Annotated in this window: 15 protein-coding genes; 7 read left to right on the top strand and 8 right to left on the bottom strand. The window is 57.0% G+C overall.

All coding sequences use genetic code 11. The annotated features are described in order from the left end of the window. Positions 1-16: 16 nt before the first annotated feature. Positions 17-865: a helix-turn-helix transcriptional regulator gene (locus ACOTZB_RS21085; RefSeq protein ID WP_421628459.1), complete on the top strand. Its 849-nt coding sequence runs from the start codon at positions 17-19 to the stop codon at positions 863-865. Here the strand turns inward: ACOTZB_RS21085 and ACOTZB_RS21080 are convergent. From ACOTZB_RS21080 to ACOTZB_RS21060, 5 genes are read right to left on the bottom strand one after another with little or no spacing between them, the layout of a single operon-like run. Then, positions 852-1,208 (bottom strand): PTS fructose-like transporter subunit IIB, encoded by a 357-nt coding sequence (locus ACOTZB_RS21080; RefSeq protein WP_193805319.1) that lies wholly within the window; start codon positions 1,206-1,208, stop codon positions 852-854. The two genes, ACOTZB_RS21085 and ACOTZB_RS21080, sit on opposite strands and share 14 nt — an antisense overlap. A gap of 2 nt (positions 1,209-1,210) precedes the next feature. Continuing rightward, on the bottom strand, positions 1,211-2,086 hold the full coding sequence (locus ACOTZB_RS21075; RefSeq protein WP_421628457.1) for a [formate-C-acetyltransferase]-activating enzyme: 876 nt from the start codon (positions 2,084-2,086) through the stop codon (positions 1,211-1,213). Further along, positions 2,052-4,349, bottom strand: coding sequence for a formate C-acetyltransferase (locus ACOTZB_RS21070; protein ID WP_421628456.1), 2,298 nt, complete (start codon positions 4,347-4,349; stop codon positions 2,052-2,054). The genes ACOTZB_RS21075 and ACOTZB_RS21070 overlap by 35 nt, the downstream gene beginning before the upstream one ends. Positions 4,350-4,400: 51 nt before the next feature. Further along, positions 4,401-4,721 (bottom strand): PTS fructose-like transporter subunit IIB, encoded by a 321-nt coding sequence (locus tag ACOTZB_RS21065; RefSeq protein ID WP_421628455.1) that lies wholly within the window; start codon positions 4,719-4,721, stop codon positions 4,401-4,403. Positions 4,722-4,735: 14 nt separating this feature from the next. Continuing rightward, a complete protein-coding gene (locus tag ACOTZB_RS21060) occupies positions 4,736-5,815 on the bottom strand; it encodes a PTS fructose transporter subunit EIIC (protein WP_194401819.1) in 1,080 nt (359 codons plus the stop codon). Between the two features lie 305 nt (positions 5,816-6,120). Here ACOTZB_RS21060 and ptsP point away from each other — a divergent pair, with 305 nt between their 5' ends. The 3 genes from ptsP to gldA are packed head-to-tail and all read left to right on the top strand — an operon-like array spanning position 6,121 to position 10,415. Then, positions 6,121-8,622 (top strand): phosphoenolpyruvate--protein phosphotransferase, encoded by a 2,502-nt coding sequence (gene ptsP / locus ACOTZB_RS21055; protein WP_421628454.1) that lies wholly within the window; start codon positions 6,121-6,123, stop codon positions 8,620-8,622. Positions 8,623-8,636: 14 nt separating this feature from the next. After that, positions 8,637-9,299, top strand: coding sequence for a fructose-6-phosphate aldolase (gene fsa / locus ACOTZB_RS21050; RefSeq protein ID WP_421628453.1), 663 nt, complete (start codon positions 8,637-8,639; stop codon positions 9,297-9,299). A gap of 12 nt (positions 9,300-9,311) precedes the next feature. Continuing rightward, positions 9,312-10,415 carry a bifunctional L-1,2-propanediol dehydrogenase/glycerol dehydrogenase gene (gene gldA / locus ACOTZB_RS21045; protein WP_008501794.1) on the top strand — a complete coding sequence of 368 codons (1,104 nt, stop codon included), beginning with the start codon at positions 9,312-9,314 and terminating at the stop codon, positions 10,413-10,415. An 83-nt stretch (positions 10,416-10,498) separates the two neighbouring features. On the opposite strand, the gene katG is transcribed toward gldA, so the two are convergent. The 3 genes from katG to argE form a co-directional block, all read right to left on the bottom strand. Next, entirely contained in the window at positions 10,499-12,679 is a 2,181-nt protein-coding gene (katG, locus tag ACOTZB_RS21040) for a catalase/peroxidase HPI (RefSeq protein ID WP_421628452.1), read from the bottom strand. A gap of 147 nt (positions 12,680-12,826) precedes the next feature. Next, a complete protein-coding gene (gene metF / locus ACOTZB_RS21035; RefSeq protein WP_023309676.1) occupies positions 12,827-13,714 on the bottom strand; it encodes a methylenetetrahydrofolate reductase in 888 nt (295 codons plus the stop codon). A gap of 261 nt (positions 13,715-13,975) precedes the next feature. Further along, positions 13,976-15,127, bottom strand: a complete 1,152-nt coding sequence (argE, locus tag ACOTZB_RS21030) for an acetylornithine deacetylase (RefSeq protein ID WP_008501790.1) — start codon at positions 15,125-15,127, stop codon at positions 13,976-13,978. Positions 15,128-15,215: 88 nt separating this feature from the next. On the opposite strand from argE, the gene argC reads away from it, so the two are divergent. The 3 genes from argC (at position 15,216) to argH (ending at position 18,455) form a co-directional block, all read left to right on the top strand. Continuing rightward, positions 15,216-16,220: an N-acetyl-gamma-glutamyl-phosphate reductase gene (gene argC / locus ACOTZB_RS21025; protein ID WP_193805325.1), complete on the top strand. Its 1,005-nt coding sequence runs from the start codon at positions 15,216-15,218 to the stop codon at positions 16,218-16,220. A 6-nt stretch (positions 16,221-16,226) separates the two neighbouring features. Continuing rightward, complete coding sequence (gene argB, locus ACOTZB_RS21020) at positions 16,227-17,003, top strand: acetylglutamate kinase (RefSeq protein ID WP_090420882.1); 777 nt, start codon at positions 16,227-16,229, stop codon at positions 17,001-17,003. Between the two features lie 78 nt (positions 17,004-17,081). Continuing rightward, the gene (gene argH / locus ACOTZB_RS21015; protein WP_421628451.1) at positions 17,082-18,455 is read left to right on the top strand and encodes an argininosuccinate lyase; all 1,374 of its coding nucleotides are present in this window, start codon (positions 17,082-17,084) and stop codon (positions 18,453-18,455) included. The last annotated feature ends 17 nt before the right edge of the window (positions 18,456-18,472 follow it).

Genomic DNA, 18,472 nt, shown 5'->3' with positions numbered 1-18,472 from the left:
CCCTGGTATCTACACCATGCACCACGACATTGCCCACATCCTGACTGACCTGATCAACGGCACAAAGCCGCTGCGTCAGATGCATTTTGCAAACCCAGCGATCTCCGCCCCCGAACTTGCCTTGCAGGTCGATTTTCCGCGTCTGGAGATCGTGATCGAAGGTTCGATGAAAGACCTGGCTGGCTGCGTTTTACAGCGGGGCGATGTTTTATACGTCCCGGCTGGCGGCTGGAATAATCCACAATGGCAAGCCCCCGCAACAACGCTGAGCATCCTGTTTGGCAAACAGCAGCTTGGGTTTAGCCTTCTACACTGGGATGGAGTAGACGTTCGTAACCTGGCGAAGCAGCACGTCGCCCGCCGCGGTCCACGCATTGGATCGCTTCTCTTACAGACGCTCCATGAAATGCAGATGCAACCGCACGAGCAGCAAACCGCACGGCTGATTATCGCCAGCCTGCTTAGCCACTGTGTCGACCTGCTGGGGAGTCAGATCCAAACCGCCTCCCGCAGCCAGGCTCTTTTTGAAGCGATTCGGGTCTATATTGACGAACACTACGCCACTCCGCTTACCCGGGAATCCGTCGCGCAGGCGTTTTATATCTCCCCAAACTACCTGTCGCATCTGTTTCAGAAAACAGGCGCAGTGGGTTTCAATGAGTACCTGACGCATACCCGGCTGGAACACGCGCGCCAGCTGTTGAAAGGGTATGATTTAAAAGTGAAAGAGGTGGCCCATGCCTGCGGATTTGTCGACAGCAACTATTTCTGCCGGTTATTTCGCAAAAACACGGAGCGTTCGCCGTCAGAATACCGTCGTCAGTATCACAGCCAGCTCACCGGGAAGGCCATTAGTCCAGAATGATTTGAGTATGCTGCGGAGCGGCTAATATCTTACGCACCGTCCCCATCACCTTGTGCGGGTCACGTAAAAAGGCGCTAATACCGCACTTCACGTAGCGCGCATGCTCGAAGCGTTCACTGCCCGCCAGTTCGATATCGGTAATGAGCAATACGACATCGGCACGCCGGATGTCCTCTTCCGTAAGCTCGCTCTCAACGCCCAGCGCTCCCTGCGTCTCGATGTTAACGCTCCACTTCTCCTGCTGGCAAAGCTTTTCCAACCGTTCGGCAGCCATATAGGTATGTGCGACGCCACTGACGCATGCGGTCACCGCCACCAGATGACGTCCCGTTATCACTGTCATATTCAACCTCCCAGGGTAACGTTGAAACCTTCGCGCTCTGCCCGTTGACGCATCGCTGACACCTCATCTTCTGTCGGAGGGATCGCTTGCCGCATTCCCCACTCCTGTCCCAGCAGACGGTATTTTGGCTCCCCATACTGATGGAAGGGCAATAAATGCAGCTGCCGTATTCCTGAAGGTAGCAGGAAAGCCAGCACGCGCGCCATGTTCGTTTCGTTGAACGTATAGCCAGGAATAAGCGGGACGCGGGGAATCACGTTTATCCCGTCTGCCACCAGCTGGCGGAAATTATCCAGCACCCTGGGGAGATTCATAGCCAAAACGGATTGGGCCAGCGCCGTGTCCATGGTCTTCAAATCAAACAGCACTTCATCACACTGGTGGGCCAGCGGCATTAATCGGGACAAAGGCGCATCGCCTGCCGTTTCGATGGCCGTATGCACGCCGAAACGACGCAGCCTCTGAAGAAACTGAGTTGCGAAAGGCGCCTGTAGCAATACTTCTCCACCCGAAAGCGTCACTCCGCCTCCCGAGGAACGAAAGAATACATCGTCTTTCATTACCTCGTTTTCCAGCTCATGCAGGGTCACATCTCTTCCGATATGCCCGAAGGCACCGGACGGGCACTCACCTGCGTCCCGCAGGCAGGGGGCGCAGTGCAGACATTTACTTTCTCTGCGCACCGTCTCGATTTTCGGTGAAATCGACTCCGGATTCGCACACCACGGACAGCGGTGAGGGCAGCCTTTAAAAAATACCACCGTACGGATGCCGCGACCGTCATTCAATGAGTAGCGCTGAATGTTGAAAATACGCGCCACCTCGGCGCGCGTTTCCATCACGTCACAGCTGATGCGCTGTGCGGCGGATAATGTCATCCTGGATCTCCTTCGATAACTCAACAAAGAAGGCGCTGTATCCGGCAACGCGCACCACCAGCCCGGCAAAATCCTGCGGACGCTGTTGCGCTTCACGCAGTGTTTCCGCGTTCACCACGTTGAACTGGATATGCTGCAGCTTAAGCTGGGTGAAGGCGCGCAGGAAATCCGCCAGCTTTTGCAGCCCCGCGTCGCCTTCCAGCGTCGCAGGGGTGAATTTAACGTTTAGCAGCGTACCGTTTGATAACAGATAGTTATCCAGCTTGCTTACCGATTTAAGTACCGCCGTTGGACCCTGCATATCTTGCCCAAGCATCGGCGAGAGCCCACCGTCGGCCAGCTGTTCGCCGGCAAAACGGCCATCGGGCGTTGCCCCTACAACCGCGCCTAGCGGCACGTGTGCCGACACGGTATAAGAACCCGGCGTGAACTGCCCGCCGCGCGGGTTACGGTATTTTTCGACCTCTTTACAGTAGTGGCGCAGCAGTTCAGCGCTGATGTTGTCGACATCATCGATATCATTGCCGTATTTTTCGAAGCGATTAATCAACCGGGCGCGGATTTTTTTGCCCTCGAGCGTGGCAAAATTAGCGTTTAATACGGCTAAGAGTTCATCAAAACTTAAGCGCTGCTGTTCAAAGACCAGCCCTTTCAGCGCGTGGAGTGAATCACTCAAGTTGGCTATCCCGATCCCCTGTACACCAGAGAAGTTATAGCGTGCGCCACCATCGGTGATGTCTTTTCCCACCTCCAGGCAATCGCTGATAAAAGAAGAGAGCAACGGTACCGGAGCCCAGTCACGATGGCCGATATCACAGATATTGCTCCCCTCGACCATCAGAGCAATATAGTGATTAATTTTAGTGCGAATATGCGCCAGCAACCCTTCATAACTCAGCGCTGTGTTGCCTTCGTTCTCCTGCATCGCGATTTCCATCACCTTCAGCAGGTTAAACATCGCGATATCGTGTAGCCCATAGGTTTTACCCGGAATCGACAGTTCTACACAGCCAACCACCGCGTAATCGCGCGCGTCTTCCAGCGACACCCCCCGATTCAGGAAAGCAGGCACCACCACTTCATCATTGAAAATCTGCGGAATACCGGTGCCCAGGCGGATCGTCTCTGCCGTTTTAAGCAGGAAAGGCCGGTCGATAAGTTCGTTAACCCGCACGCCAAGGTTCGGTTGAGGAAGCTGAACGCTCTGATAAGCATCCAGGCACAGGAAGGAAAGCACGTTCACCGCGCTACGACCGTTCTCCGTCAGGCCGCCCAACAAAGCGGTATAACCCGTTGGGAAACCGGCAAAATAGCGGGCGCTGCTGGTCGAGCGTAAAAGCACCACGTCATTGCACTTCACCCACAGCGATTCCAGAATCTCTTTCAGGAACGCGGGCTCCTCGCCCCGCGAGAGCGAATCCTGATAAAACGGCAGCATATACTGGTCAAAGCGCCCGATGGAGAGCGAGCTGGCGTTAGATTCATATTGCAAAATCACGTTCATATACCAGAACAACTGACACGCCTGCCAGAACGTTTGCGGCTTATGCTGCGCGTTGTGGCGCGAGATTTCTGCAATCTTCCGTAATTCTTCTCGCCGTGAAGCTTCATCACAGACGGTAGCAAGCGTTTCAGCCAGCGCGGCGTAGCGCAGAATATGACGCTGGGAGGCTTCAAGCAGAATCAGCGCGGCGGCATAAAACGTGTTCTGCGCATCGCGGGCGCAGTGTTCGCGCAATTCTTCCACCAGCGCACCCAGCCCGTTATTCAGCAGGCGCGGATAATCAATAATGATATGCCCCTGCCCTTTATCCGTCTGGTTGATGCTGAAAATTTGCGTCCCCACAGCGGCTTTCACCTCATCCGTCATCTGGCTGTTGATGAAATCCTTCATTGACCGTTTTTCCCAGTAGGGATACAGCACGTCACGGTAGATCTGCTTATCCTCTTCGCTGATTTCAAAGCGGTCCTGTGGACGAGTGGAGAACTGGTCCAGCTCCTTAAGCAGCCAGTACGGATCCATCTCAGGAGACATAATGCCCGCGCGCGGTTTAACGGTCCGGTTGGCCGCAATCAGTTCCTCATCACGAATCGCGATATTCACATGGTCAAGAATGTACGCCGTGGCTTTTGCTCGCCTGAGGATAACCGGCTCGCCCTCCGTCTGCTGATGACTGGCGGTATAGAGCAAAGCACGCTCAAGCGAAATTTCACGCGGGCTGGCAAAGAGTGCATCTTTCAAACGCTGGGTACGATTCGTCATGAGGGAACTCCTGTATCGGAAAACAAGCCCGCCCCGAAGGGCGGGAGAGCGTCAGGCGGTTTGCGCCAGGTGGGCATCAATTTTGTTCATGATGGCGTCGGCACGTTTAACCGCGTCGCTGATGTTGACGCGCACGATGGTTTTCCCGGTAAAACGTTCTTCGAACTTAATGCCAATATCTTTGGTCAGGATTACCATATCCGCTGCGGCGATATCCTCAGCATTCAGCTCGTTCTCAAGACCAATCGCCCCCTGCGTTTCAACCTTCACTTCCCAGCCTTTGGCTTTAGCGGCGCTTTCCAGCGCTTCGGCCGCCATGTAGGTATGGGCAACGCCAGACGGGCATGCTGTTACTGCGATAATTCGGGCCATGTTCTCTTCCTCACTCAGTTAATTTCAAAATCCAGATCCAGGTCGTCCTCTTTTTCCTCAACCTGTTTTGCATTCTTGCGGGCAATACTCTTCAGCACGTTGACGCTAATGGCCGTCACCACAGCCCCTACGGCGACCGCCGCGATGTAGCCCAGTTTGCCTTCCACCACAGGGAGAACGATAAGCCCGCCCCATCCCGCATAACATTGCGCACCCATCACGGCAGCCGTCACTGCGCCACACGCGGAGCCCAGCATGATGGAGGGAATGACACGCAGAGGATCGGCAGCGGCGAACGGAATGGCCCCTTCGGTAACCCCCACGCAGCCCATCACTAATGCAGCCTTGCCCGCTTCGCGCTCTTCAGCGGTAAAGTTTTTGCGGTTAATCAGCGTCGCCAGGCCTAATCCCAGCGGTGGCACACAAATACCGACTGCCGCAATCGCCACCACGGTATAGACGCCCTGAGCAACGCAGATCAGCATGAAGGCGTAGGCGACTTTATTAATCGGGCCGCCCATGTCGAAGGCCAGCATCAACCCCATGATGACGGCCAACACGACGATGCTGCCCTGCTGCATCCCTTGCAGCCACTGGGTTAAACCCGTCGTCAACGCACCAACAGGTTCGCCCAGACCCCACATCATGATGCCCGCGGTAACAAAGGTGCCGATGATAGGGATGATGAAGATAGGCATGACGGAGCGCAGGACTTTCGGGACCGGCAGTTTTTTCAGATACCAGACCACAATCCCGCCGAGGATCCCGGCAATAATGGCGCCGAAGAAACCCGCACCGAAGCTGTTACCGACCCACGCGGCAATAGCGCAGGGAGCAAGCGCGGCGCGCTCGGCAATGGAATAGCCAATATAGGCGGCCAGGAAAGGCACCATCAGCGTTAACCCCGCCACGCCGATATCAAATAGCTTTTTGAGGTTGGGATCGGTTGCGGCATCAGGTACCGCGCCCTTGCCGTACAGCATGACCGACACCGCCAGCAAAATACCGCCCGCGACCACGAACGGGATCATGTGCGACACCCCAGTCATCAGATGCTGCCGCGTGTTCTTGAGAATATGCACCAACTCTTTCATATGTCGCTCCTGACCAAAAACCATAAAGATGTTGTGGCAAACAATAGGCAATCAGGAAGACGGCGGACAGGAGACAAAAAGGTCATTTACTGGATTTTTGTAAGATTGAAATGAAAATGCGATCCGCCTCGACATTTCCTGTAGACGGTACGCATAAAACAAACCGCCACAACCTGTGAGTCAAATCTCACTTTTCACGTGATATTACATTTGTCCAGCTTTTGGCAGATTTGTCACATGGCGCGCGCCATCAACACACTCGTATGCTGTTCCCCAATGAATGATGATGAGTTTCAGGAGTGTGTATGGCTCTGGTAGTGGAATTTACCTGTGAATTGCCCAACGGTGTTCACGCGCGTCCGGCAAGTCATGTGGAGACGCTGTGCAATACGTTTATCTCGCAAATCGAATGGCACAACCTGCGCACAGACCGTAAAGGGAACGCCAAGAGCGCACTGGCACTTATTGGTACCGATACGCTGGCAGGCGACGCCTGTCGCCTGGTGATCCACGGTGAAGATGAGCAGAGCGCCCATCAACGACTGGAACAATGGTTCCGGGAAGAGTTTCCACACTGTGATGCGCCGCTCGCAGAAGCCATCAATATTGAACGCGATCCGCTGCCAGAATCCCTCGCACGCCTTAATCCAACGCTATTCCGCGCCCTGCCCGTTTGCAGCGGTAGCGCCCGGGGCGTGTTGACCTTGCTGACCTCGCTGGATCTCAATGCACTGACGGATTTACCCGACGCGAAAAACGTGGAAGATGAACAGTCAGCGCTGGATAACGGCCTCACCCTGCTGGTGAAAAACATTGAGCTGCGCGCGCTGGACAGCGACAGCACCGCCTGCGCCATTCTTGAGGCACATCGTTCGCTGGCAACGGATACCTCTTTGCGCCAGCATCTTCTTGCGGGCGTGAGCCAGAGGCTAAGCTGCGCGCAAGCGATAATCGCCACAGCCAACCATTTCTGTGATGCGTTCTCTCATTCCAGCAGCAGCTACTTACAGGAACGTGTGCTGGATGTGCGCGATGTCTGCTATCAACTTTTACAACAGATTTATGGTGAACAACGCTTCCCGGCACCGGGACAACTCACTCAGCCGAGCGTCTGCCTTGCCGACGACCTCACGCCCGGTCAGTTCCTGGAACTCGATAAAACCCTGCTCAAAGGGCTGCTGTTAAAAAGCGGTGGAACAACCTCACACACCGTTATTCTTGCACGTTCCTTTAATATTCCGACGCTGGTGGGCGTCGACAGCGAAAGCCTGCTGCAGTGGCGCAATAAACCCGTATTTATCGATGGCAATGCCGGTGCGGTCGTGGTCAACGCCAGCGATGCGGTGGCACGCTACTACCGACAGGAAGCACGGGTACAACAGGCACTCCGCGAGCAGCAGCGCATCTGGCTTGACCGGGAAGCCAGAACCGCCGACGGCCTGCGCATTGAGATCGCCGCGAACATCGCCCACGCGGTGGAAGCGCAGGCAGCATTTACGAATGGCGCCGAGGGCGTTGGCCTGTTTCGCACCGAAATGCTGTATATGGACCGCAGCAGCGCGCCCGGTGAAAACGAGCTGTACAATATTTTCTGTCAGGCACTGGATAGCGCAAACGGGCGCAGCATTATCGTGCGCACCATGGATATCGGCGGCGATAAACCGGTGGCGTACCTGAATATCCCGGCCGAAAACAACCCGTTTCTCGGCTACCGCGCCGTCCGCATTTACGAAGAGTATGCAGCGCTTTTCACCACCCAGCTTCGGGCGATCCTGCGCGCCTCTGCTCACGGCAGCCTGAAGATCATGATCCCGATGATCTCTTCTATGGAAGAGATCCTGTGGGTGAAAGAGAAACTTGCCGAAGCGAAACAGCAGCTCCGGGCTGAACATATTCCGTTTGATGAGAAAATCCCGCTCGGCATCATGCTGGAAGTGCCTTCGGTGATGTTCATCATCGATCAGTGCTGCGAAGAAATTGATTTCTTTAGCATCGGCAGCAATGACCTGACGCAGTATCTGCTGGCCGTCGACCGCGACAACGCCAAAGTCACACGTCACTACAACAGCCTGAACCCGGCCTTCCTGCGGGCACTGGATTATGCGGTACAAGCCGTCCATCGCCAGGGGAAATGGATTGGCCTTTGCGGCGAGCTAGGCGCAAAAGGTTCGGTGTTGCCATTGCTGGTGGGCCTGGGTCTGGACGAGCTGAGCATGGGGTCGCCTGCCATTCCGGCAACCAAGGCGCGTCTGGCACAGCTTGATAGCCGCGCCTGTCGCCAGTTGCTGAATCAGGCCATGGCGTGTCGCACTTCGCTTGAAGTGGAACACCTGCTGGCTCAGTTCCGCATGAATCAGCAGGACACACCGCTGGTGACGCCACGCTGTATTTCGCTGGATAACGACTGGAAAAGTAAAGAAGAGGTCATGAAAGGGATGACCGATAACCTGCTGCTCGCCGGACGTTGCCGCTACCCCCGCAAGCTGGAGGCCGATCTGTGGGCGCGCGAAGCCGTTTTCTCCACCGGGCTTGGCTTCAGCTTCGCCATTCCGCACAGTAAGTCTGAGCATATTGAGCAATCCACCATCAGCGTTGCACGCCTGCGAAGCCCCGTCATGTGGGGAGATGAAGAAGCACAATTCATCATCATGCTGACGCTGAACAAACACGCCGCGGGCGACCAGCATATGCGTATTTTCTCCCGCCTGGCCCGCCGCATCATGCATGACGATTTCCGCAACGCGCTGGTTAACGCCAGCTCCGGGGAGGCGATTGCTTCCCTGCTACAACACGAATTAGAACTGTAAAACGAGGAAGTGTGATGGAACTGTACCTGGATACCGCCAACGTGGCGGAAGTTGAACGCCTGGCGCGCATCTTTCCCATTGCGGGCGTCACCACCAACCCGAGCATTATTGCCGCCAGCCGTGAATCCATCTGGGATGTGCTGCCGCGTCTGCAAAAAGCCATCGGACCGGAAGGCACGCTGTTTGCTCAAACCATGAGCCGCGATGCCGAAGGCATGGTGGCGGAGGCCAAACGCCTGAGTAACGCCGTCCCTGGCATCGTGGTGAAAATCCCGGTGACGGCTCAGGGGCTCATCGCGATTAAGGCATTGAAAAAAGAGGGAATAGCCACGCTAGGTACTGCCGTTTACAGCGCTGCGCAGGGTTTGCTTGCCGCACTGGCAGGCGCGAAATATGTCGCACCGTACGTAAACCGCGTTGACGCGCAGGGTGGTGACGGCATTCGCATGGTTCAGGAACTGCAGTCCCTGCTGGAACTGCACGCGCCGGACAGTAAAGTGCTGGCCGCCAGCTTCAAAACGCCGCGTCAGGCGCTGGACTGCCTGTTGGCAGGATGCGAGGCAATCACGCTTCCCTTAGACGTAGCGCAACAAATGCTCGGCACGCCAGCGGTAGAGTCAGCCATAGAGAAGTTCGAGCAGGACTGGAAAAACGCGTTTGGTAACCTCAACCTCTAAGGGAGAACTGTTATGGACCGTATCATTCAATCGCCGGGAAAATATATCCAGGGCGCTGATGTGCTTACCCGTCTCGGCGACTATCTGAAACCCCTGGCCAATCGCTGGCTGGTTGTCGGCGATAAATTTGTGCTGGGTTTTGCCGAAGAGACCCTGCGTCAGAGTTTTAAAAAAGCCGAACTGCATGCCGAAATCGCGCCGTTTGGTGGCGAATGTTCACAAAATGAAATCGATCGCCTGAAAAAACTGGCCGACAGCGCCGACTGTCTGGCGGTGTTGGGTATCGGTGGAGGTAAAACGCTTGATACCGCCAAAGCGCTGGCCCATTTTATGGACGTACCCGTGGCTATTGCCCCAACCATTGCCTCCACCGATGCGCCGTGCAGCGCCCTTTCCGTTATTTACACCGACAGCGGCGAGTTCGACCGCTATCTGATGCTGCCGCACAATCCGAACATGGTTATCGTCGATACCAAAGTGGTGGCGGGTGCGCCGGCACGCCTGCTGGCCGCCGGGATTGGCGATGCGCTGGCAACCTGGTTTGAAGCACGCGCCTGCTCGCGCAGCGGCGCGACCACCATGGCGGGCGGCAAATGTACGCAGGCAGCACTCGCGCTGGCCGAGCTGTGCTACAACACGCTGGTTGAAGAGGGTGAAAAAGCGATGCTGGCGGCAGAACAGCATGTGGTGACGCCTGCTCTTGAACGCATTATCGAAGCCAATACCTATCTCAGCGGCGTAGGATTTGAAAGCGGCGGGCTGGCGGCGGCACACGCTATTCATAACGGTATGACGGCGGTACCGGACGCGCACCACTTCTATCACGGTGAAAAAGTGGCGTTTGGCACGCTGACGCAGCTGGTGCTGGAAAACGCGCCGGTAGAAGAAATAGAGACCGTCGCGGCGCTTTGTCACAGCGTTGGGCTGCCGATCACGCTGGCGCAGCTGAACATAAAAGAGGATATCCCGGCCAAAATGCGTCTGATCGCGGAAGCCTCCTGTGCCGAAGGGGAAACCATTCACAACATGCCCGGCGGCGTAACGCCGGATCAGGTGTATGCGGCGCTGCTGGTAGCCGACCAGTATGGGCAGCGGTTCCTGCAGGAGTGGGAGTAAATAGCGTGAATAAAAATCCCCGCATCAGCGGGGATTTTTTTGCCCGTAAGCCGGGTAAGCGTCAGCGCTACCCGGCACAGGGGTTACTGCAGGTCAAACCGGTCCAGATCCATCACCTTCGCCCATGCGGCAACGAAGTCACGGACGAACTTCTCATGCGCATCATCACTGGCATAAACCTCTGCCAGCGCGCGCAGAACGGCGTTAGAACCGAAGACCAGATCGGCGCGGGTGGCGGTGTATTTCACTTCACCGCTGGCGCGATCGCTTCCGGCAAACAGTTCATTAGATTCGTCGGTCGCCTTCCACTGGGTGTTCATGTCCAGCAGGTTCACGAAGAAATCGTTGCTCAGCACGCCCTCGCGGTCGGTGAACACGCCATTCTTGCTGCCATCAAAGTTGGCACCCAGCACGCGCAGGCCACCGATCAGCACCGTCAGCTCAGGCGCGGTCAGCGTCAGCTGCTGGGCTTTATCAATCAGCAGTGACTCTGTCGTGGACACATCCACCTGCGCACGGTAGTTGCGGAAGCCGTCGGCAATCGGTTCGAGCAGGTTAAACATCTCGATATCCGTCTGATCCTGACGCGCATCGACGCGGCCCGGGGTGAACGGAACGTTGACGTAAACGCCTGCCGCTTTCGCCGCCTGCTCAACGCCCACCACGCCCGCCAGCACGATGATATCCGCCAGAGAGGCTTTGTTGGTGGTGCGCTGGATAGCTTCCAGAGCCGGCAACGCGCGAACCGCTGCGGCGTTCACATCCCAGTCGCGCTGAGGGGCCAGCGCCAGACGCGCGCCGTTAGCGCCACCGCGCTTGTCGCCGCCGCGGAAGGTTGAAGCTGACGCCCAGGCAACGGAAATCAGTTCGCTCACGGAGAGGCCAGAGGCAGCGATTTCCGCCTTCAGGCTTTCAATGTCTTCTTTCGACGGATTGAACACCGCCTGCGGCAGCGGGTCCTGCCAGATCAGATCTTCTTTCGGCACTTCCGGGCCAAGATAACGCGATTTCGGCCCCATATCGCGGTGGGTCAGCTTGTACCACGCGCGCGCGAAGGCTTCGTTGAAGGCCTGCGGATCGTTCAGGAAGCGGCGGGAAATTTTCTCGAATTCCGGGTCAAAACGCAGCGTCAGGTCGGTGACCAGCATAGTAGGTTTGCGCTTTTTCGACGGGTCGAACGGGTCAGGCATGATTTCCGGCGCATCCACGGCTTCAAACTGAATCGCACCCGCCGGGCTGCGGGTCTGCACCCATTCGTATTTGAACAGGTTCTCGAAAAAGTAGTTGCTCCACTGGGTCGGGGTTTGTGACCAGATGACTTCCAGACCGGAGGTAATAGCATCTGCGCCAATTCCCGTGCCGTGCGTGCTGGCCCAGCCCAGGCCCTGCGCTTCAATCGGCGAGGCTTCCGGGTCGGTGCCGACGTGGGTGGCTTCACCCGCGCCATGGGTTTTGCCAAGGGTGTGGCCGCCCGCGATCAGCGCAACGGTCTCTTCGTCGTTCATCCCCATGTTGCCGAAGGTCGCGCGAATGGCCGCCGCAGCAGAAAGAGGTTCACCGCTGGCGTTTGGCCCTTCCGGGTTAACGTAGATCAGGCCCATTTCGGTGGCGGCCAGAGGACGCTTGGCCAGCGCCTCCGGGTCACGGTGGGTCAGCCAGGCTTTTTCATCACCCCAGTTCACGTCCAGGTCTGGTTCCCAGACGTCTTCACGCCCGGCACCGAAACCATAGGTACGGAAGCCGGAGTTCTCCAGCGCCACGTTACCCGCGAGGATAAACAGGTCGGCCCAGGAAATTTTTTGTCCGTATTTTTGCTTGATTGGCCACAGCAGACGGCGCGCCTTATCCAGGCTCACGTTATCCGGCCAGGAGTTCAGCGGCGCAAAGCGCTGTTGACCGCGACCAGCGCCACCGCGCCCGTCAACGGAGCGATAGGTACCCGCGCCGTGCCAGGCCATACGAATAAACAGGCCCGCATAGCTGCCCCAGTCGGCAGGCCACCACGGTTGAGAGTCGGTTAAAAGGGCTTTGAGGTCGCCTTTAAGGGCGGAGTAATCAAGTTTGCTGAATTCTTTGCGGTAGTCGAAGTCTTCACCCAGCGGGTTCGAACGATTGGAATGTTGGTTAAGAAGATCGATGCGGAGTTGTTTTGGCCACCAGTCGCGGCTGCCTGTACCTGCGCCCGCGCTGTGATCGACGCCGCCCTGGTGGAACGGGCATTTGCCGACCGATGCCGCTTTATTGGTCTCGTCTGACGTGCTCATCGCTATGCTCCCTTTTACAGTGTTACCGTTACGATATACACCACTAGCAATAAGTTATAGTTGAATTAATCCACAGATTCGATAGCTAATACCTTTTAACTATTCGGGTGACAAAAAAGCCCTCGAAAAATGAGGGCTTTGTGCTTATTACGCCGGACGAACGCCCAGCGTATGGCAAATGGCGTAGCTCATCTCCGCGCGGTTCAGCGTATAGAAGTGGAAATCTTTCACCCCTTCACGGCTTAAAATTTTCACCATGTCCATCGCGATATTGGCCCCCACCAGCTTGCGGGTTTCCGGGTCATCGTCCAGCCCTTCGTACATTTTGGACATCCAGAGCGGAATGCGGACATTGGTCATATCAGCGAACTTCTTCGCCTGTTTGAAGTTAGAGACCGGCAGAATACCCGGGATAATTTCAACGTCGATGCCCGCGGAGACGCAGCGGTCACGGAAACGCAGGTAGCTTTCCACATCAAAGAAGAACTGGGTAATGGCGCGGTTCGCGCCAGCGTCCACTTTGCGCTTCAGGTTCAGCAGATCGGCCTGGGCACTTTTCGCTTCCGGATGCACCTCAGGATAAGCGGCAACGGAGATATCGAAGTCGGCCACGTCTTTCAGCAGCGCGACCAGATCGGCGGCGTACATGTCCGGCTTACCGCTGCCCGGCGGCAGGTCACCGCGCAGTGCGACGATATGGCGAATGCCGTTATTCCAGTAATCCTGGGCGATAGCCCGTAATTCGTCGCGGGTCGCGTCGATACAGGTGAGATGCGGCGCCGCTTCCAGACCGGTACGATCTTTGATGCCTTTAATGATGCTGTGCGTACGGTCACGCTCGCCGGAGTTAGCACCGTAAGTCACGGAGACAAACTTCGGCTTCAGGCTGCTGAGACGATCGATAGAGCTCCACAGGGTTTGCTCCATTTCACTGGTGCGCGGCGGGAAAAATTCAAAAGAGACGTTAATCTGGCCGTTTACTTCGGCCAGGCTCTGATTCAGTGCTTCCCGCTGGTTGGCGTGAAAAAAGCTCATACCTTACCTCTATCAATCGCATGTCGTTATCTGTTGTGTTGTGAACTTCTATACGTTTAGACGTCCAGATGTAAAAATGACGGAAAAGCGGAGGGACGTCAACATAAATAATCAACAATAACGGTGAGGTTTGCTCAGGAAAGATGAAGAAAGTTCATGATGGGGGAGACATCCCCTTCCCCAGGACCGAACCCCCTTTGGGTAAAGGGGAAAAAACCGCACCGGGCAGTTTTCTTCCCCTGGGGGATGTACGGTGCGGTTTTAATGCCAGCAGAAGTGATGCACAACCTGGGTAATCAGTTCGCGAGTTGGCTTGATGAAGCGGGTCTCCAGATATTCATCCGGCTGGTGGGCCTGGTTGATGGAGCCGGGGCCCAGGACCAGCGTAGGGCAAAGCGTCTGAATAAACGGCGCTTCGGTGCAGTAGTTCACCACGTCGGTTTTCTCACCGAGCAGCTTTTCCACCACTTCAACCAGCTGATGATCCGGCGGGCATTCGTAACCCGGGATCGGCGGATGCAGTTCGGAGACCGTCAGGCGGCCCGGCCAGCGCTCGCTCACTGGGGCCAGCGCTTCATTCAGCAGGCCGTCGAGATCGCTGAGGGTCATGCCCGGCAGCGGGCGGATGTCCATATGCAGTTCGCAGCAGGCGCAGATGCGGTTGGAGGCATCACCGCCGTGCAGGCTGCCGAGGTTCAGGGTCGGATACGGCACGGTGAACGCCTCATAGTGATAGCGCTCTTTCAGATCGTCGCGCAGGGTCATGATGCGGCCGATGGCGTCATGCATCAGCTCAATGGCGTTCACGCCGCGCGCCGGGTCGCTGGAGTGGCCGGACTGGCCCAGCACGCGCACGGCGGTAGAGATATGGCCTTTGTGCGCGCGGATCGGCTGCAGAGACGTCGGCTCGCCGATGATCGCGCAGTCCGGGCGAATCGATGTGTTTTCAGAGAAGTAGCGCGCGCCCGCCATGCTGGTTTCTTCATCGGCGGTCGCCAGAATGTAGAGCGGTTTTTTCAGCTTCGTCACGTCCACGTCACGCAGCGCGTCGAGGATAAAGGCGAAGAAGCCTTTCATGTCGGCGGTGCCCAGACCATAGAGTTTGTTGTCGTGCTCGGTCAGGGTGAACGGATCGCGCGTCCAGCGGCCATCGTCAAACGGCACCGTATCGGTATGACCGGCCAGCAGCAGGCCGCCCGCACCGGTTCCGGTGCTGGCGAGCAGGTTAAATTTGTGGCGTGTTCCGGGAACGGGCTGAACCTCAACGTTAAACCCAAGATCGCTAAACCAACCCGCCAGCAGATTGATTAAAGACTCATTGCTCTGATCCAGCGCTTCTTCCGTTGCGCTGATGGACGGTGTGGCAATCAGGGCGCGGTAGATCTCGATAAATGGCGGTAAGTTCATTTTCATTGTTGACACACCTTAGGTCGTGATAGTATCAATATTCATGCAATAAATATGAATAAAAATACACTAACGTTGAGCATAAAGGAACCCGATGTTGAATACGCTGATTGTAGGCGCTAGCGGTTATGCGGGCGCAGAGCTTGTAAGCTACGTGAATCGCCATCCACATATGACCATAACCGCTTTGACCGTGTCAGCGCAAAGCAATGATGCAGGAAAGTTAATTTCCGATTTGCATCCGCAGCTTAAGGGCCTGGTCGATCTGCCGCTGCAGCCCATGTCTGACATCAGCGAGTTTACCGACGGCGTCGACGTGGTGTTTTTAGCCACCGCGCACGAGGTCAGCCACGACCTGGCGCCGCAGTTCCTGGCGGCTGGCTGCGTGGTCTTTGACCTTTCCGGCGCGTTCCGCGTGAACGACGGTGCGTTCTACGAAAAATATTATGGTTTCACCCATCAGCATCCGGATCTGCTTGAAAAAGCGGTGTACGGCCTGGCGGAGTGGAGCGCAGACAAACTAAAAGAAGCGGACCTGATTGCCGTGCCGGGCTGCTACCCGACGGCGGCGCAGCTTTCCCTGAAGCCGCTGATCGACGCGGGTCTGCTGGATCTGAGCCAGTGGCCGGTGATCAACGCCACCAGCGGCGTGAGCGGTGCAGGTCGCAAGGCCGCTATCTCCAACAGCTTCTGCGAAGTGAGCCTTCAGCCGTATGGCGTGTTTAATCACCGTCATCACCCTGAAATCACGACGCATCTGGGCGCGGACGTCATTTTCACCCCGCACCTGGGCAGCTTCCCGCGCGGGATCCTCGAAACCATTACCTGCCGCCTGAAACCGGGCGTAACCAAAGAGCAGGTGAGCGAGGCCTTCACCCAGGCGTACGCGGATAAGCCGCTGGTGCGTCTGTACGACAAAGGCGTGCCGGCGCTGAAAAACGTGGTCGGCCTGCCGTTCTGCGACATCGGCTTTGCCGTGCAGGGCGAGCACCTGATTGTGGTGGCCGCAGAAGATAACTTACTCAAAGGCGCTGCCGCACAGGCAATGCAGTGTGCAAATATTCGTTTCGGTTTCCCGGAAACGCAGGCTCTTATTTAAGGTGTGATGATGAACCCATTAATTATCAAACTCGGTGGTGTACTGCTGGACAGCGAAGAAGCGCTGGAGCGCCTGTTTACCGCGCTGGTGAACTATCGTGAATCACACCAGCGTCCGCTGGTGATTGTCCACGGCGGCGGCTGCGTGGTGGATGAGCTGATGAAAGGGCTCAACCTGCCGGTGAAAAAGAAGAACGGCCTGCGCGTGACGCCTGCTGACCAGATTGACATCATTACCGGCGCGCTGGCGGGTACGGCGAACAAAACGCTGCTGGCGTGGGCGAAGAAACACCACATCGCGTCCGTTGGCCTCTATCTGGGTGATGGCGACAGCGTAAAAGTGACCCAGCTCGACGAAGAGCTCGGCCACGTTGGACTGGCGCAGCCAGGTTCGCCTAAGCTGATTAACACGCTGCTGGAAGGAGGTTTCCTGCCGGTGGTGAGCTCCATCGGCGTGACCGAAGAGGGCGAACTGATGAACGTCAACGCTGACCAGGCGGCGACGGCACTGGCGGCAACGCTGGGCGCGGATCTGATCCTGCTTTCCGACGTGAGCGGCATTCTGGACGGCAAAGGCCAGCGCATCGCGGAAATGACGGCTGAGAAAGCCGAGCAGCTGATTGCGCAGGGCATTATCACCGACGGCATGATCGTCAAAGTGAACGCCGCGCTGGATGCCGCACGCACGCTGGGCCGCCCGGTGGATATCGCCTCATGGCGTCACGCGGAACAACTGCCGGCGCTGTTTAACGGCACGCCGATTGGCACGCGTATTCTGGCGTAATCGATTTAATGTTTTGTAGGCCCGGTAAGCGTAGCGCCACCGGGCAATGAAATTCAAAGATATTTAAGGAAGCATGTTATGGCACTTTGGGGTGGGCGTTTTACACAGGCAGCGGATCAGCGGTTCAAACAGTTCAACGACTCTTTGCGCTTCGACTACCGCCTGGCCGAACAGGATATTGTCGGCTCTGTGGCCTGGTCCAAAGCGCTGGTAACGGTGGGCGTACTGACCGCAGAGGAACAATTACAGCTGGAAGAAGCGCTGAACAATCTGCTGGAAGAGGTGCGTCTTAACCCGCAGCAGATCCTCGAAAGCGATGCTGAAGATATTCACAGCTGGGTGGAAGGCAAACTGATCGACAAAGTCGGCCAGCTGGGTAAAAAGCTGCATACCGGCCGCAGCCGTAACGACCAGGTCGCCACCGACCTGAAGCTGTGGTGTAAAGATACCGTCGGCGAACTGCTGGCGGCTAACCGTCAGCTGCAGAGCGCGCTGGTGGAGACCGCGCAGAACAACCAGGACGCGGTGATGCCGGGTTATACCCACCTGCAGCGCGCCCAGCCGGTGACCTTCGCGCACTGGTGTCTGGCCTACGTCGAGATGCTGGCGCGTGACGAAAGCCGTCTGCAGGACACCCTGAAACGTCTGGACGTCAGCCCGCTGGGCAGCGGCGCGCTGGCCGGTACGGCGTATGAAATTGACCGTGAACAGCTGGCTGGCTGGCTGGGATTTGCCTCCGCCACCCGTAACAGCCTGGACAGCGTGTCCGACCGCGACCACGTGCTGGAGCTGCTCTCGAATGCCTCTATCGGCATGGTGCATCTGTCGCGCTTTGCTGAAGACCTGATTTTCTTTAACTCTGGCGAAGCGGGCTTCGTCGAGCTGTCCGACCGCGTGACCTCAGGTTCATCCCTGATGCCGCAGAAGAAAAACCCGGACGCGCTGGAGCTGATCCGCGGCAAATGTGGCCGCGTGCAGGGCGCGCTGACCGGCATGATGATGACACTGAAAGGGCTCCCGCTGGCGTACAACAAAGACATGCAGGAAGACAAGGAAGGGCTGTTCGACGCGCTCGACACCTGGCTGGACTGTTTGCACATGGGCGCGCTGGTGCTGGACGGCATTCAGGTGAAACGTCCGCGCTGTCAGGAAGCGGCGCAGCAGGGCTATGCGAACTCTACCGAACTGGCGGATTATCTGGTGGCGAAAGGCGTACCGTTCCGTGAGGCGCACCATATTGTGGGTGAAGCGGTGGTGGAAGCCATTCGTCAGGGTAAACCGCTGGAAGATCTGGCGCTGGCCGACCTGCAGAAGTTCAGCGCGGTTATCGGGGATGATGTGTATCCGCTCCTTGCGCTGCAGTCCTGTCTGGATAAACGTGCCGCGAAAGGCGGCGTGTCGCCTAAGCAGGTGGCGCAGGCGATAGCGGATGCGAAAAACCGGTTGGTTTAATCTGTCCTGACTGGTGC

It is taken from the genome of Enterobacter cloacae complex sp. SHL020 (genome assembly GCF_049236945.1).
Taxonomy (GTDB): Bacteria; Pseudomonadota; Gammaproteobacteria; order Enterobacterales; family Enterobacteriaceae; genus Enterobacter; species Enterobacter dykesii.
Note: the sequence above shows the minus strand (reverse complement) of the source record. Positions and strands in the feature narration are given on the sequence as shown.

Coding starts and splice junctions, on each gene's coding strand:
- metF (WP_023309676.1), bottom strand. CDS start 13,714: ATGAGCTTTTTTCACGCCAACCAGCGGGAAGCACTGAATCAGAGCCTG.
- ACOTZB_RS21080 (WP_193805319.1), bottom strand. CDS start 1,208: ATGACAGTGATAACGGGACGTCATCTGGTGGCGGTGACCGCATGCGTC.
- fsa (WP_421628453.1), top strand. CDS start 8,637: ATGGAACTGTACCTGGATACCGCCAACGTGGCGGAAGTTGAACGCCTG.
- ACOTZB_RS21060 (WP_194401819.1), bottom strand. CDS start 5,815: ATGAAAGAGTTGGTGCATATTCTCAAGAACACGCGGCAGCATCTGATG.
- ACOTZB_RS21070 (WP_421628456.1), bottom strand. CDS start 4,349: ATGACGAATCGTACCCAGCGTTTGAAAGATGCACTCTTTGCCAGCCCG.
- argH (WP_421628451.1), top strand. CDS start 17,082: ATGGCACTTTGGGGTGGGCGTTTTACACAGGCAGCGGATCAGCGGTTC.
- ACOTZB_RS21065 (WP_421628455.1), bottom strand. CDS start 4,721: ATGGCCCGAATTATCGCAGTAACAGCATGCCCGTCTGGCGTTGCCCAT.
- gldA (WP_008501794.1), top strand. CDS start 9,312: ATGGACCGTATCATTCAATCGCCGGGAAAATATATCCAGGGCGCTGAT.
- ACOTZB_RS21085 (WP_421628459.1), top strand. CDS start 17: ATGCACCACGACATTGCCCACATCCTGACTGACCTGATCAACGGCACA.
- ACOTZB_RS21075 (WP_421628457.1), bottom strand. CDS start 2,086: ATGACATTATCCGCCGCACAGCGCATCAGCTGTGACGTGATGGAAACG.
- argE (WP_008501790.1), bottom strand. CDS start 15,127: ATGAAAATGAACTTACCGCCATTTATCGAGATCTACCGCGCCCTGATT.
- argC (WP_193805325.1), top strand. CDS start 15,216: ATGTTGAATACGCTGATTGTAGGCGCTAGCGGTTATGCGGGCGCAGAG.
- katG (WP_421628452.1), bottom strand. CDS start 12,679: ATGAGCACGTCAGACGAGACCAATAAAGCGGCATCGGTCGGCAAATGC.
- argB (WP_090420882.1), top strand. CDS start 16,227: ATGATGAACCCATTAATTATCAAACTCGGTGGTGTACTGCTGGACAGC.
- ptsP (WP_421628454.1), top strand. CDS start 6,121: ATGGCTCTGGTAGTGGAATTTACCTGTGAATTGCCCAACGGTGTTCAC.